Raw genomic sequence first — 14,113 nt, 5'->3', positions numbered from 1 at the left:
GTTTGCGACCTTCGGGTCTGGCTGTGTCTAACCTTCAGGCCTGGCGGTTTATGACCCTCGGGTCAGCGGCTTTAAACTCCCGGGCAGCCGCTGCCTGGTTTTACACTAACGCCATCAGGCGGCCGATCAGTCCTTGACGTTGTGCAGCGCCAGAGAAACGGCCAGCGTCTGCGCAAGGCACAGCGAAGCAACCTGTGAACGGAAGCCGTCAACCTGGGCTTCACGCACCACAAAGCAGACGTCGCTGAAGGCGGCCAGCGGGCTGACCTGGCTGTCGGTAATGGCAATCTGCTGCGCGCCGCGTTTAGCACCCAGCTCAACCAGCTCGACGGCTTCACGCGCATAGGGCGAATAGCTGATAGCGATCACCACGTCTTTAGGGTTCACCATGCTGAGCTGCTCGGTAAACATCCCCCCCAGGCCGTCGATTAAAAAAGCGCGACGTTCCAGATGGCGCAGCGCATAGGTCAGATAGGAAGCGACGCTGAACGAACGACGCAGGCCAATCACATAGATATTTTCCGCCTGCGCCAGCAGCTCTACGGCTTTATTCAGCTGTTCCGGGTTGGTCTGCATCGCCAGCTGCTGCAAAGCCTGAGAATTGACCATGGTAAAGACGTTGAGAATTTCAGCCGGGTTTTCCGGCGGCGTGGCCGTTTCATCCGTCGAGGTCTGGCGGAACAAACGCGCGCGCTCGGTATAGTTAACGGTTTCTTCCATCAGATGCTGACGAAACACCTGCTTCATTTCGTTAAAGCCGCTGAAGCCAAATGCGTTGGAGAAGCGAATTAGCGTAGAAGGCGGCACGTCGGCCTGCTGGGCGATCGAGGCTACGGTGTCAAAAGCGATACTGTTGCTGTTGTCGAGGATATAGCGAGCCACCTGTTTAAGGCGCTTACTCAGGGTATCGTAGCGACGACGAATATCGTCCTGTAACAGGGAAAGCTGTGTTGGGGTAATAGTCATTGACTCAGGCTCGCTAAATTTTAGTCATATTCTTCTGGCGGTTATTCTATCAGATGAACAAAAAATTTCACTTGCTAACGAAATTCAGCGGTTCTATTTCATCGCTATATGAATTCCATCACAGAAAAAAACACGATCGCTGCGGCTTTGCCGACGTTCGCCTTTTTTAAAAACGTAAACCGGGAGGAAGTCAAAAAACAGGTGAAATTAACCGCACCGCCAGCGGACGGAAAATGCAGCTGGCGGGCGGTACAGGCACGGAAGGTCAGGTTGCAGGACGGACTTCCCGCCAGTAGTCGATCAGGCGCAGATAATTCCCTTTTACCTCAGCGATCAGGGCTTCGTCATTAAGTTCACCTTGCAGCCACTGGCGTGAAGGCTGGCCAAAAATAGTGCGGCCTACCGCAAAACCTTTTACCCAGGGAGCCTGCGCCGCCGCGGCGAATCCCGCCTTCAGCTTCTCTTCCGGCGCATCCAGTCCCAGGATCAAAATGCCGCGACACCAGGGATCCTGCTGCTCAATCAGCCCGCTGATGGCCTGCCAGCTTTCCAGGCTCAGCGGCGGCAGTTTCCACCAGTCCGGCTGGATGCCTAGCGAATAGAAGTGGCTCAGCATCTCCAGATAGTAAGACTCTTGTTTATCCGGATTATTTTCCGGCAGGATCACTTCCAGCAGCAGTTCATGGCCGGTCTTATTACAGCCTTGCCAGACGTCAAGGATGAGCTCGTCCTGCTCTTTACGCAGCTCGGCGCTGTCGTGCGGATGATAGAAAACCAGGCACTTCACCACATGCTCCTGCGGCCAGTCCACCAGCTGCGAACCGATATTGCCATGCTCCAGACGCAGCGGCCTTGAGCCTGGCATCTCAATCGGACGACCGATCCACCAGCCTTTGCCGGTAATCGCATTCAGCGTGGATTGCCCGAAGGTGGTATCGGCCAGAATGCCGCTACGGCGATCCAGCCCGGCTTCCGTGGCGGCTTCCTGCGCCGCGCGCAGCAATAGCGTTTTCAGCTCCGGCAGGCGGGTCGTGTCCACGCCCGCCTCGTTCGCCATATCTACCAGCTGTTTACGATGGTCAAAAGCGAACACGCACAGCTCCGGCCACTGCTGTTTACGCGTGGTAACGCGATGCAGGTGATTCAGGCGGCTGTCCAGGTCGGGCCGCTTAACTTCTTTATCGCGGCTCAGGAAGTCATCCAGCTCGGCTTTGGTCGGCATCGCCGGCGCGCAGCCGTGACGCGAAACCACCAGCGCGCCGCAGGCGTTGGCGTAGCGGCACGCCTGTTCCCAGCTCTCATCGTTCAGCCAGCCGCGCAGCAGGCCGGCCATAAAAGCATCGCCCGCGCCCAGCACGTTCAACACTTCCACGCGCACGCCGCTTTGCAGTTTCGTCTGCTCCCAGCTTGTCGGGATTTCGCCCTCCAGCACCACGCAGCCCAGCGCTCCTCGTTTGCAAACCAGCGTCGCTTTAGTTGCCTGACGGACGTTTTTCAACGCGGTCAGCGTATCGGTACTGCCGCCGGCGATATGAAACTCCTCTTCGGTGCCGACCACCAGATCGAAATAATGCAGCACTTCCTGCAGCTGCTGCGTCACGTGGCTGGATTCGATAAAGCGGGTTTCACCGTCACCGAGCGAGGTCAGCCCCCACAGAACCGGACGATAATCAATGTCCAGCGCGGTGCGCAGACCGTGGCGACGAGCGATGTCCAACGCCTTCAGCACGGCAGCGCGGGTATCAGGATGAGACAGATGCGTGCCGGTCACCGCCACGGCGCGGGAAGAGGCGATGTAATCTTCCTGAATATCTTCAGGCGTCAGGCCCATATCAGCGCAGTTATCCCGATAGAACACCAGCGGGAAAGTATCCTGATCTTTGATCCCGAGGATCACCAGGCCTGTCAGGCGGGTTTTATCCGTGATCAGGCATTCGGTATCCGCACCTACGCGCTGCAGCTCTTCCCGCAGAAAGCGGCCCATATGCTCATCGCCCACGCGGGCCAACATACCGGATTTCAGCCCTTGAATGGCCGTACCGTAAGCGACATTGCCGGACGACCCGCCCAGATATTTGGAAAATGTGCTCATATCTTCCAGCCGGGCACCAATCTGCTGACCATAGAGGTCAACGGCAATGCGCCCGATACAGATCACATCAAGCCGCTTCTGTTGTGTACTCATTCTGTTTCCTTCTGTGATAGGCCAGCCGCGCTGTGTCAGCGCATCCTCCTGAACGCATAGCGGCGTCCGGATATGAAGTGAAAATCAGTATGGGGAATAAATATTTCAACTTCAACCAAGAATGAAATTTATACCCCAAAAATGTGAAGTGGCTAAAACTCTCGCATTTTGCGGCGATATGGCGCTGTCACGGCACTCTTTTCATGGTTTCAGCCAGGCAACAGACAGGTTAAAAAATGTGTATTTATATTAATTATTTATTTGATATATAAAGAAATAATCCGCATTTTTGTTGCTGGCATCAGGCCATGCTGCTGCTGCCGGGCCAGGCATTCCAGCGATGTGCGTTGCAGGGCATAATTTGATCTCACTCGCAAAATGAAATGTTTCTTCTGTAATGTGGTTTAGTGAAAAAAATATTTGTTTATAATCGCCTCACGTTTCATTTTCGGCCATTACCGCAGTGGCGATTACTCGGGCGAAACGCGGCAGACCGACGGTCTGTCGCCGTACCGTAAGGAAGAGCAAATGGGCAAGATCAGATTAACCACGGCACAGGCTTTAGTCAGATTTCTCGACAATCAGTATCTGTCGGTAGATGGCGTCGAAACCAAGTTTGTGAAGGGCATTTTTGCTATTTTCGGCCACGGCAACGTGCTGGGGCTGGGGCAGGCGCTGGAGCAGGACAGCGGCGATCTGATCGTGCGTCAGGGGCGTAACGAACAGGGCATGGCGCACGCTGCTATCGGCTACGCCAAGCAGAAGCTGCGGCGGGAGATCATCGCCTGCACCTCTTCCGTGGGGCCTGGCGCGGCCAATATGATCACCGCTGCGGGCACCGCTTCCGCTAACCGTATTCCTTTACTGCTGCTGCCTGGCGATGTGTTTGCTACCCGCCAGCCCGATCCGGTGCTGCAACAGATTGAACAGAGTCACGATCTTAGCATCAGCACCAACGATGCGTTTCGCGCGGTCAGCAAATACTGGGATCGGATAAACCGCCCGGAACAGCTGATGACCGCCTGCATCAACGCCATGCGCGTGCTGACCGATCCGGCAGAAACCGGCGCCGTTACCCTTTCGCTGCCGCAGGACGTGCAGGGCGAAGCCTGGGATTATCCCGACTATTTCTTCCAGAAGCGCGTGCACCTGCTCGATCGCCGTCTGCCGACCGAAGCCCAGCTGGCGGCCGCGCTGAAGCTGATCGCCGGCAAACGCAAGCCGCTGATTGTCTGCGGCGGCGGCGTGAAATATTCCGAAGCGGGCGAGGCGCTCCGCCAGTTTGCCGAGCGTCATCAAATCCCGTTTGCGGAAACGCAGGCCGGTAAGGGCACGATCCTTTCCGATCATCCGCTGAACGTCGGCGGCGTGGGTGAAACCGGCTGCCTGGCGGCCAACCTGCTGGCGAAGGAGACCGATCTGGTGATTGGCGTCGGCACGCGTTACACCGATTTCACCACCGCTTCAAAATGGATCTTCCAGAACCCGGACGTCAGCTATCTCAACGTTAACGTCAGCAGCTTTGATGCCTGGAAGCTGGACGGCGTACAGGTGGTGGCCGATGCGCGCGAGGCGCTTACCGCACTGGATAACCGGCTGGCCGCTCAGGGCTTCACCAGCGGCTGGGGAGAGAAAATTGCTCAGGCACAGAGCAAATTATTGAAGGAAACGCAGCGCGTTTATCAGGCGGTTTACAGCAACGAGGGTTTTGTGCCGGAGATTGACGATCGTCTGGATCGCGAGGCCGTTTTTGCCGAATTCAACCGGCTGACCGATTCGTTCCTGACGCAAAGCAGCGTGCTGGGTACGCTAAATGAAAATCTCCCAAAGGATGCGGTGATCGTCGCCGCGGCCGGTAGCCTGCCGGGCGATCTGCAACGCGTGTGGCGCAATAAGGATTACAACGGCTATCACGTTGAGTACGGCTATTCCTGTATGGGCTACGAGGTCAACGCTTCGCTCGGGGTCAAGCTGGCCGAGCCGCACCGCGAGGTCTACACGCTGGTCGGCGACGGCTCCTTTATGATGCTGCACTCCGAGCTGGTGACCTCTCTCCAGGAGAACGCCAAAATCAACGTGGTGCTGTTCGACAACATGACTAACGGCTGCATCAACAACCTGCAAATGGAACACGGCATGGACAGCTTTACCACCGAGTTCCGCTTCCGCAATGCCGAAGGCGGCAAGCTGGACGGCGGCCTGATCCCGGTAGATTTCGCCGCCATCGCCGCTGGCTACGGCTGTAAAACATGGCGCGTCACCACGCTGGCGCAGCTGAAGCAGGCGTTGGAAGAAGCGCGTCAGTCGCCGGTATCCACGCTGATTGACATTAAAGTGCTGCCAAAAACCATGGTGCACAAATATTTCAGCTGGTGGCACGTGGGCGGCGCGCAGGTATCGCAGTCCGAACGCATTAACGCCGTGGCCCACATGCTGAACGAGCATCTCGACCAGGCACGTAAATACTAATTCATTCTCTGTGGCCTGAACCGGACGGGTTTTCCCGTCCGGAAGACTCCCCTATACCCTACATTCGAACGGAGTAGTTATGACACTGAAACTTGGCGTAATCGGCACCGGCGCAATCGGTCAGGAACATATTCGTCGCTGCAGCAAAGTGTTGCAGGGCGCGAAAGTGGTGGCCGTCTCCGATATTAATATCGAAGGCGCTAAAGGCGTGGTTAGCCGTCTGGGTCTGGAGGCGGAAGTCTATGCCAACGGCCACGATGTTATTCGCTCCTCTGACGTTGACGCGCTAATCGTCACCTCCTGGGATCCCACGCATGAAGAATTTACGCTCGCGGCCATCGCGGCGGGCAAACCGGTATTTTGTGAAAAGCCGCTGGCGCTGACGGCTGAAGGCTGCCGCCGCGTGGTGGAGGCTGAAATTGCCCACGGCAAGCGTCTGGTGCAGGTGGGCTTTATGCGTCCTTACGATACCGGCTATCGCGCGTTAAAGCAGGTTATCACCAACGGCGATATCGGCGAGCCGCTGATGCTGCACTGCGCCCATCGCAACCCAAGCGTACCAGAAAGCTATACCACCGATATGGCGATCACCAGCACGCTGATCCACGAGCTGGACGTGCTGCGCTGGCTGACCGAGGACGACTATAAAACGGTTCAGGTGGTTTTCCCGCGCGATACCAAAAATACGCATGCGAAGCTGCGCGATCCGCAAATCGTGCTGTTTGAAACGCAAAAAGGCGTGCGCATCGACGTCGAAATCTTCGTTAACTGCGCCTATGGCTACGACATCCAGTGTGAGGTCGTGGGCGAAACCGGGATCGCCAGACTGCCGGAGCCAGCCTCTGTCCAGCTGCGTAAAGAGGCGAAGCTGTCCACTTCCATTCTGACCGACTGGAAGGATCGCTTTATCGATGCCTATGACGTTGAGCTACAGGCGTTTATCAATGACGTCACGGCTGGCCAACTGCACGGCCCTTCCGCATGGGATGGCTATGCGGCTTCCGTAGCGGCAGATGCCTGCCTGAAGGCGCAGGAAAGCGGGGCGATTGAAAGCGTTGAGCTGCCGCCGCGTCCGGCGTTTTACAACAAATAATGCCGACCGACTCCTCTGCGCAGGCAGAGGGGTTGTCAAATGATTAGCAGGGAGAAACCGATGAAAATCGCCTTTGATGTAGACGTCATTAAAGATTTGGGCATCACCAAAATGGTTCACCAGGTGGCGGAGTGGGGCTACAAATATATTGAGCAGTCGCCGCATCCGCAGATTAATCCGTTCTACAAACATCCCAGGGCCAGCCGGGAAATCATCACCGAATACAAAAACGCGCTGCGTGAAACCGGGCTGGAAATCTCTTCCTATATCGTGGTCTACCGTTGGTCAGGCCCGGATGAGGCACGTCGCCAGGCGGCCGTGCGCAACTGGAAGCGTATGATTGAAATCGCGGTGGAAACTGGCGTGCAGGTTATCAATACCGAGCTTTCCGGCACGCCGAACGAACCGGAGATCTGCGAAGAGATGTTTTACCGCTCTATGGAGGAGCTGCTGCCCATCGTCGAGCGGGAAGGTATTCGCATTGAAATTCAGTCACACCCCTGGGATTTCTGCGAAGAAAACAACGAAACTGCCGATCTGGTGAAGTCGTTCCGCAGCGAAAACGTCAAATATCTTTATAGCGTGCCGCATACCTTCTTCTACGACAAAGGCAAAGGCGACGTAAAAAGCATGCTGGAATATGCGGGCGGCGACCTTTCACACGTGCTCATCGCCGATACCATGAACCACACCAAACACTGCCGCTATATCGTCAATCCGCCAGGCGTGGATGCCACCATCCATCAGCACGTGGGCGTGGGTGAGGGCGAAGTGGATTTCGATACGCTGTTTAAAACCCTGCGCGAGATGGATTTTGCCAACCGCACTCATAAAGTCGGCGGCGAGTCGATAGTTGCCGCCTCGCTGTTTGGCTATCCGGAAAAAATGAAATATCAGGCCGTGGAAACCCGTGAGCTGATCGAGCGCGAACTGCTTCGCTAACCTTCAGGCGCAACAGGCCGATCCTACGCGCGGAAAGCCCAGGCAGGCGCGCCGCGCCATCTTAATGACAGACCGCTGAGGCACCACCATGAACAAAGAGAACGTAAAGCTGGCGATAGCCCCGATTGGCTGGACCAATGACGATATGCCTGAGCTGGGTGCAGAAAACACTTTCCAGCAAATCGTCAGCGAAATGGCGCTGGCTGGCTTCACCGGCAGTGAGGTCGGCAGTAAATATCCGCGCGATCCGGCGGTGCTGAAACCGATGCTGAACATTCGCGGTATTCAAATCTGCAACGCCTGGTTCAGCACCTTTTTCGCCAATGGCGACAGGGCAAAAACCATTGATGAATTTATCAACCATCGCGACTTTCTTCACGCGATGGGCGCTAAAGTGATCGGCTGCTCCGAGCAGAGCAAAAGCATTCAGGGCACCACGCTGGCGGTGCTGGAAGAGAAGCCGCATTTTACCGAAGAGGAGTGGCGGCTGACGGCGGAGGGCTATAACGAGCTGGCCGCGCTGGCGGCGGAAAAAGGCATGCAGGTTTGTTTGCACCATCATATGGGGACGGCCATTCAGACTGCGGCAGAGATCGACAAATTTATGTCGTTGACCCAAGACAACGTTTATCTGTTGTTCGATACCGGCCATGCCTACTACTCGGAAGGCAGCCAGGCGCAAATGCTGGCCATTCTGGAAAAATATCTGCCGCGAATCAATCACGTACATCTGAAGGACGTGCGTGATGAGGTGGTGGCACAGGTCAGAAGCCAGCGGCTCTCTTTCCTGGACGGCGTAAAAAAAGGTACCTTTACCGTTCCCGGCGATGGCGTGATTGATTTTGATCCGGTGTTTAAAATCCTGGACGAGTCGGGTTACAAAGGCTGGATGGTGGTGGAGGCGGAGCAGGATCCGGCGCTGGCGAATCCGTTCGAATATGCCGTTAAGGCCCGAAAATATATTCGCGAACACGCAGGTCTGTAAGCCGATCTGTCAGGCATTGCCCACAGGGAAATGTTAGCCAGTAAGGAGTAAGCCGGGAAAGTGATGGTCAGGCATGCGTTTCCCATCACAACGGCAACAGGACTTAGTAAACGGCGCGGTCGGGAAAAGGCTGTTGCAAAACCGCCGCGTAAATAAAAATAGCGCCCGATATTTCCGCCGGGCGCTATTTTTTTAAAGGGAAATTATTTCAGCACTACCGTGTTGATAATATTCTCTGCTTCGGTCTGCGACTGCTGCTGATTGTCCGCAGGCAGCGTAATCTGCAGGGTCAGCAGTTTGCCGTCAACTTTCGCCAGCAGCACTGACGACCAGGAAGACTGGCCCTTGGCCGAAATCACCGAATCCAGCTGCTGTGCTGGCTGGCCTTTCAGCTCGACAGATTTATTGGTCACTACCTGCAGCTGCGCATCGCGGTTACGCTGCTGATCTTCCAGGCGCTTCGCCAGCACGTCCAGGCTTTCATTCGTGGCGTCGCCCGCAATCACGATAATCGCTTTCTGGCCGCTGGCATCGGCGTACACGTGCATATTATTGGCCTGCGTGCCCATTTTTCCACTTTGATCGGACATGCCTGCCGGCAGCGAGAAGCTGAGCTTGCCGTCCATCAGGGTAACGGTCTGGCTGCTTTGGCTGCTGCTGACGCCGTTATCATCGGCGGCGGCTTTATCATCTTTGCCGTCGCAGGCGGCCAGTCCGACCACCAGTAAACCGATACCGGCATATTTCAGTAAGTTACGCATCGTGATCCCTTTTACGTTAGTCGTTCGCGCTGTTCAGCAACTTATACAATAGTAATCAGCGGCTAAAAGCAACCTGCCGTGGCGCGCTGCCCGCCAAAATGCATGGCCGGGCGCGACGCCACAGAGTGACAGACTAGCCGAAGTTGACCTGAGCGCCAGAGGATTTTTCCGTTATCCGCTTCAGCGTGGCGTTTAACAGCACGCCATAGGCCGGCAGGAAGAAAATCATGCAGATAAGCACCTTAAAGCTGTAGTCCACCAGCGCAATTTCCACCCAGTTCTGTGCCATAAACGGATCGGGGCTTTTGTAGAAAGCGATAAAAAAGAACGCCAGCGTGTCGCTGATATTGCCCAGGAACATAGCGGAGGCGGGGGCTACCCACCATTGCGGCAGCTTGCGCAAGCGGTTAAAAACGTGCACGTCGAGGATTTGTCCCAGCGCATAGGCCATAAAGCTGGCGCAGGCGATACGAGCAACAAACAGGTTAACGCTTGCCAACGCGCCCAGTCCCTGCCATTCGCCCTGATAGAACAGCGCAGAAATGCTATAGGAGATAAACAGCGCCGGGATCATCACCGCAAGAATAATTCGTCGGGCCAGCGGCGCGCCGAAAATTCGTACCGTTAAATCGGTAGCCAGAAAGATAAAGGGAAAGCTGAACGCGCCCCAGGTGGTATGGAAACCAAAAATCGAAATGGGCAGCTGCACCAGATAATTACTGGAGGTAATAACCAGCAGATGGAACAGCGATAGCCAGATCAGCGCATGTGTACGCTGACGAGAAGAGAAAGAGATCATCGATGTAGCCTTTTTTAACTATGGGGTGAGGGAACCCAAAAAATTGTCTCGCCTGAGCGATTGCGCGGCATCTTACCGAATCAGCCTGCTAATGCAATGGTTAATTTTAGCGCAAACGTTGTCGTTCAGAGCCTGGCTTGCACATACCGACGTCGGGGGTAAAATAGGGGCATTTCCTGTCTGATTGAGAATGTTATGAGCGAACCGTTCGCAAATCCCGACCAAACCCTGGATGCTTTGGGCCTGCGCTGTCCTGAGCCGGTGATGATGGTGCGTAAAGCCGTACGCCATATGCAGGAGGGCGAAACGCTGCTGGTTATCGCCGACGATCCGGCCACCACGCGCGATATCCCCGGTTTCTGCCGCTTTATGGAACATACGCTGCTGGCACAGGCAACCGAGGAATTACCCTATCGCTATCTGTTAAAAAAGGGGTTGTAGCGCCGCGTCCTGCCCGTATCACCACGGGCAGGTTGTAAAGTTAGCGCTTACTCAGCAATCGTAGCGCGTTCGCCGTGACCAACGCGGTGGCGCCGGAGTCCGCCAGCACGGCCAGCCACAGCCCGGTAATGCCCAGCAGCGTGGTGACCAGAAATACCCCCTTCAGCCCGAGCGCCAGCGCAATATTCTGCCGGATATTGGCATGGGTGGCGCGTGCCAGGCGGATCATCGTCGCCAGGCCCGCCAGCCGGTTATGCGTCAGCGCCGCGTCGGCGGTTTCCAGCGCGACGTCGCTGCCGCCGCCCATCGCAATGCCCACCGTTGCCGCTTTCATTGCAGGCGCATCGTTGATGCCGTCGCCGACCATCGCTACGGCGCGCCGTTGGTTTAGCTCATGAATGGCCGCTACTTTGTCCGCAGGCAGCAGGCCCGCGCGATAGCTGATGGCAAGCTCGTTGGCGATAGCGGCCGCCGCGCGCGGGTTGTCGCCGGTCAGCATGACCGTTTCTATGTTTAAAGCATGAAGTTCGCTCAGCGCGGCAACAGCGTCCGCACGTAGCGTATCGCGCAGTGCGATAAGTCCGATCGGCATAGCATCCTGTACGATAATGACCACCGTATTTCCCGCCGACTCCAGCTCCGCCACAATCTTCAGCTGTTCTGCTGTCAGCCTTAGTCCAGCGGGCGCGCAGATTAAAAGTTTGTGACCGCTCACTGTTGCTTCTATACCGCTTCCTGCCACCGCCCGCTGCGCCGTAGCGGCAGGTATAACAAGCTGGCGCTGCTCTGCCAGCCGCACAATCGCCCTGGCCAGCGGATGAGAAGAACCCTGCTCAACGGCAGCGGCTTTAGTCAGCAGTTCCGCTTCGCTGAGGGCAGCAAAGGCCTGAATGCTCTCAATACGGGGTTTGCCTTCGGTCAGCGTGCCGGTTTTGTCGAACGCCAGCGTGCGCACGCCGTTGAGGCTTTCCAGCGCCGCGCCGCCCTTAATCAGTACGCCATGGCGGGCCGCAGCGGCCAGGCCGGAGGTGATCGCCGCTGGCGTAGAGATCACCAGCGCGCAGGGGCAGCCGATCAGCAGCAAAGTCAGCCCTTTATAAATCCATGACGGCCAGTCGCCGGCAAAGAACAGCGGCGGCACGGTTGCCACCAGCAGCGCGACAGCCATCACCAGCGGCGTGTAAATGCGGCTGAACCGATCGAGAAAACGTTCGACCGGCGCGCGGTTAGCGTCTGCTTCTTCAATCAAATGCAGGATACGGTCGATAGCGCTCTGGCCAGGTTTTGACGTGACTTTCAGCCTCACCAGGCTATCGACGCTCAGGCTGCCTGCCGCCACGGCTTCGCCTGCCTGCCGCTCTACCGGCATGGATTCGCCAGTCAGCGCGCTTTCATCAAAGCTGGCGAAGGATGTGACCAGGCTGGCGTCGGCAGGCAGGCGCCCGCCTGCGGCAACCTCAATAAGATCGCCAGGCCGTAGCGCGCTCACGGCCACGGTTTCACGCACCTCGTTCCGGATGCGCAACGCCTGCTCGGGTTTTAACGCCATCAGCGCCGTTACGCCACGGCGCGCGCGCCCTGCGGCAAAAGCCTCCAGACGTTCCCCAAGCATAAACAGCAGCAGCACCATGGCCGCCTCTGCGGTCGCACCGATAAAAAGCGCGCCAAGCGCGGCTACGGTCATTAACGTTTCAATGGCAAAAGGCGTCCCGCTGCGCATCAGGCGCAGGGCGGTACGGGCAACGGGCCAGCAGCCCGCCAGCGTGGTGACGATAAACGCGACTTTCCCGGCCTGCGGATCGATCGTCTGTAGCAGCCAGCTGGCGAGCAGAAGCCCGCCGAGCAGCAGCAGCATGCCGTTTTCCCGCCAGAACCCGGCTGACTTTGCCGCTGGCTGCGTGGCAGAGCGCAGGGTAAACCCGGCTCTGGCAACCGCCTGCTCAACCTGCTGCTGCACATCTTTATCGGCGCTTACCACCAGCTTTTCCGTAGCGAACAGGACGCGAGCCTGAGTGACGCCTTGCAGCTGGCCTACAGCGTTTTCGATTTTCCTGGCGCAGCCCGGACAGTCCATGCCGCCGATTTGCCAGCTGTAGTCCGCGCCGATGCTTTCTTCTTTCTCAGGCAGCGGATCGCTGGCGGTGGCGCACTGGATGTGAAAAGAGGTGATTTTCCCCAGTTCGGGACGCGGCCTGCTGCAACCTTGCTGACCGGCCGCGTGGCGCTGCCCGCAAAGGCAGGGAGAAGATGGGTGTTGTTGCATGACGCCTCCAGATAAGCCTGACGGGCTGCTTCCCCGCCAGGCTTATCTTACACTCTGGAGCTGACTCCAGAGTCAAGGCATAAATCAGAGATAGAGCGAGCGGACGATCATAAAGTGACCCGCGAAATAACAGGCGGCCGTGATGGCACTGTCGGCGGCAAAGCGGCGACGATAGTGGCTAACCAGCCAAACGATATTGGCGAGCAGCAGCAGCGACGTTCCGACCATTAATGAGAAACCGTAGTCCGTCGGCCGGAAAACGTATTGCTCGGTGGTCAGCCAGACCATCAGCAGCGTCATGCCGATAAAGGTGCAAACCGGCCAGCGCAGATCCTCCAGCTTTGTCCAGATAGCCGCAATCAGCAGCGCGCCGATAACCAATACGGTCAATGGGATCGGCCAGAAGAACGTCAGCGTCATATGGCTGGCGAAGCAGATGGTATAAAGCAGATGCGAGAGGAAAAATGCGCCGATAGCGTAGAGCATCCGCCGTTCGGGCAGCAGCATCAGCGCATCGCCGACCAGCGTCGCCAGCAGACCAAACAGAATGAGATAATCCGTGGCGCTTAACGCTGGCGCTTGCCAGGCCCAGGCGAGCAGCAGTAAAAGCGTGACCGGTTTAAAGACCCAGCGCTGCCATTGCGGGCCACGGTAAGTAGCGTCAACGTACAGCCAGCCGGAAAAAAGCACTGCCAGAAACGACCAGATCATAATGTGTCCCTTTGTTTTTAGATGCTAAATTCCACAGTTCTGGTTTTAGTTTAGGACAGGGGCCAACGATGTGACAATGAGAGGTCTCTGGTTGTATTCTTTCTGTTTACGCTGCAAAAAAGAGGAAAAGTCGTGAAGCCACCCCTGATTTTTTTTATTACGCTGGCCATTATCGCCGTGCTGGCAACCCGGCAATTTATCAAACAGCGACAGGAAGTGGCGGTCAACGATGCTTCGCCCGTACGCAGCCTGCCGGTCGAAATCAAAGACAAACGGGAAGTCTCCACCTCTGCCCTACGCTCGCGCCAGCGTGAAAATATTCCGGTCGAAACAATGCGATACGAAGCGTGGTTCCATCCGCTGAACGGCGCGGGAGATTTTAAGCTGGTACTGAAAGCCAGCGACTATCACCAGCTGGCACGGGGAGAAAAGGGCGAACTACAGGTACAGGGCACGCGATTTATCGCCTTCCGGCCGCGCTGACGGCATGGCCGGAAA

At 56.8% G+C, this 14,113-nt stretch carries 12 protein-coding genes; 6 read left to right on the top strand and 6 right to left on the bottom strand.

Translation table 11 applies throughout. From position 1 onward, the window contains the following. Positions 1 to 126: 126 nt before the first annotated feature. Together ACMGEE_RS17195 and ACMGEE_RS17190 are read right to left on the bottom strand one after the other, a co-directional pair. On the bottom strand, positions 127 to 966 hold the full coding sequence (locus tag ACMGEE_RS17195; RefSeq protein WP_253457446.1) for a MurR/RpiR family transcriptional regulator: 840 nt from the start codon (positions 964 to 966) through the stop codon (positions 127 to 129). A gap of 265 nt (positions 967 to 1,231) precedes the next feature. Then, a complete protein-coding gene (locus ACMGEE_RS17190; protein ID WP_436830381.1) occupies positions 1,232 to 3,151 on the bottom strand; it encodes a bifunctional 5-dehydro-2-deoxygluconokinase/5-dehydro-2-deoxyphosphogluconate aldolase in 1,920 nt (639 codons plus the stop codon). Positions 3,152 to 3,679: 528 nt separating this feature from the next. Here ACMGEE_RS17190 and iolD point away from each other — a divergent pair. The 4 genes from iolD to iolE all read left to right on the top strand — a co-directional run bounded on the left by iolD (position 3,680) and on the right by iolE (position 8,640). Beyond that, on the top strand, positions 3,680 to 5,620 hold the full coding sequence (gene iolD / locus ACMGEE_RS17185) for a 3D-(3,5/4)-trihydroxycyclohexane-1,2-dione acylhydrolase (decyclizing) (RefSeq protein ID WP_301730929.1): 1,941 nt from the start codon (positions 3,680 to 3,682) through the stop codon (positions 5,618 to 5,620). 79 nt (positions 5,621 to 5,699) lie between these two features. Next, positions 5,700 to 6,713 (top strand): bifunctional inositol 2-dehydrogenase/D-chiro-inositol 1-dehydrogenase, encoded by a 1,014-nt coding sequence (iolG, locus tag ACMGEE_RS17180; RefSeq protein ID WP_253457454.1) that lies wholly within the window; start codon positions 5,700 to 5,702, stop codon positions 6,711 to 6,713. Between the two features lie 60 nt (positions 6,714 to 6,773). Then, a complete protein-coding gene (locus ACMGEE_RS17175; protein ID WP_253457457.1) occupies positions 6,774 to 7,655 on the top strand; it encodes a sugar phosphate isomerase/epimerase family protein in 882 nt (293 codons plus the stop codon). 88 nt (positions 7,656 to 7,743) lie between these two features. After that, the gene (gene iolE, locus ACMGEE_RS17170) at positions 7,744 to 8,640 is read left to right on the top strand and encodes a myo-inosose-2 dehydratase (protein WP_253457460.1); all 897 of its coding nucleotides are present in this window, start codon (positions 7,744 to 7,746) and stop codon (positions 8,638 to 8,640) included. Between the two features lie 203 nt (positions 8,641 to 8,843). Here the strand turns inward: iolE and ACMGEE_RS17165 are convergent, their stop codons facing one another. Both ACMGEE_RS17165 and ACMGEE_RS17160 read right to left on the bottom strand, forming a co-directional pair. Further along, positions 8,844 to 9,401 carry a DcrB family lipoprotein gene (locus ACMGEE_RS17165; RefSeq protein WP_125289947.1) on the bottom strand — a complete coding sequence of 186 codons (558 nt, stop codon included), beginning with the start codon at positions 9,399 to 9,401 and terminating at the stop codon, positions 8,844 to 8,846. A gap of 133 nt (positions 9,402 to 9,534) precedes the next feature. Then, positions 9,535 to 10,200 (bottom strand): 7-cyano-7-deazaguanine/7-aminomethyl-7-deazaguanine transporter, encoded by a 666-nt coding sequence (locus tag ACMGEE_RS17160; RefSeq protein WP_253457463.1) that lies wholly within the window; start codon positions 10,198 to 10,200, stop codon positions 9,535 to 9,537. Positions 10,201 to 10,395: 195 nt separating this feature from the next. On the opposite strand from ACMGEE_RS17160, the gene tusA reads away from it, so the two are divergent. Next, a complete protein-coding gene (gene tusA, locus ACMGEE_RS17155; protein ID WP_253457466.1) occupies positions 10,396 to 10,641 on the top strand; it encodes a sulfurtransferase TusA in 246 nt (81 codons plus the stop codon). Between the two features lie 40 nt (positions 10,642 to 10,681). On the opposite strand, the gene ACMGEE_RS17150 is transcribed toward tusA, so the two are convergent. After that, positions 10,682 to 12,904: a zinc/cadmium/mercury/lead-transporting ATPase gene (locus ACMGEE_RS17150; protein WP_370734954.1), complete on the bottom strand. Its 2,223-nt coding sequence runs from the start codon at positions 12,902 to 12,904 to the stop codon at positions 10,682 to 10,684. An 84-nt stretch (positions 12,905 to 12,988) separates the two neighbouring features. Beyond that, positions 12,989 to 13,615: a lysoplasmalogenase gene (locus tag ACMGEE_RS17145; protein ID WP_253457472.1), complete on the bottom strand. Its 627-nt coding sequence runs from the start codon at positions 13,613 to 13,615 to the stop codon at positions 12,989 to 12,991. 132 nt (positions 13,616 to 13,747) lie between these two features. Here ACMGEE_RS17145 and ACMGEE_RS17140 point away from each other — a divergent pair, with 132 nt between their 5' ends. Further along, a complete protein-coding gene (locus ACMGEE_RS17140; protein ID WP_253457475.1) occupies positions 13,748 to 14,098 on the top strand; it encodes a DUF2500 domain-containing protein in 351 nt (116 codons plus the stop codon). The last annotated feature ends 15 nt before the right edge of the window (positions 14,099 to 14,113 follow it).

Source organism: Erwinia artemisiae, from assembly GCF_051400835.1.
Taxonomy (GTDB): Bacteria; Pseudomonadota; Gammaproteobacteria; order Enterobacterales; family Enterobacteriaceae; genus Erwinia; species Erwinia aeris.
The sequence above is the reverse complement of the archived record's forward strand: the minus strand, read 5'-3'. Positions and strand labels throughout refer to the sequence as shown.

Bases quoted from the DNA above. Each gene is read 5' to 3' on its own strand.
- ACMGEE_RS17195 (WP_253457446.1), bottom strand. From the start codon at position 966: ATGACTATTACCCCAACACAGCTTTCCCTGTTACAGGACGATATTCGT.
- ACMGEE_RS17190 (WP_436830381.1), bottom strand. From the start codon at position 3,151: ATGAGTACACAACAGAAGCGGCTTGATGTGATCTGTATCGGGCGCATT.
- iolD (WP_301730929.1), top strand. From the start codon at position 3,680: ATGGGCAAGATCAGATTAACCACGGCACAGGCTTTAGTCAGATTTCTC.
- iolG (WP_253457454.1), top strand. From the start codon at position 5,700: ATGACACTGAAACTTGGCGTAATCGGCACCGGCGCAATCGGTCAGGAA.
- ACMGEE_RS17175 (WP_253457457.1), top strand. From the start codon at position 6,774: ATGAAAATCGCCTTTGATGTAGACGTCATTAAAGATTTGGGCATCACC.
- iolE (WP_253457460.1), top strand. From the start codon at position 7,744: ATGAACAAAGAGAACGTAAAGCTGGCGATAGCCCCGATTGGCTGGACC.
- ACMGEE_RS17165 (WP_125289947.1), bottom strand. From the start codon at position 9,401: ATGCGTAACTTACTGAAATATGCCGGTATCGGTTTACTGGTGGTCGGA.
- ACMGEE_RS17160 (WP_253457463.1), bottom strand. From the start codon at position 10,200: ATGATCTCTTTCTCTTCTCGTCAGCGTACACATGCGCTGATCTGGCTA.
- tusA (WP_253457466.1), top strand. From the start codon at position 10,396: ATGAGCGAACCGTTCGCAAATCCCGACCAAACCCTGGATGCTTTGGGC.
- ACMGEE_RS17150 (WP_370734954.1), bottom strand. From the start codon at position 12,904: ATGCAACAACACCCATCTTCTCCCTGCCTTTGCGGGCAGCGCCACGCG.
- ACMGEE_RS17145 (WP_253457472.1), bottom strand. From the start codon at position 13,615: ATGATCTGGTCGTTTCTGGCAGTGCTTTTTTCCGGCTGGCTGTACGTT.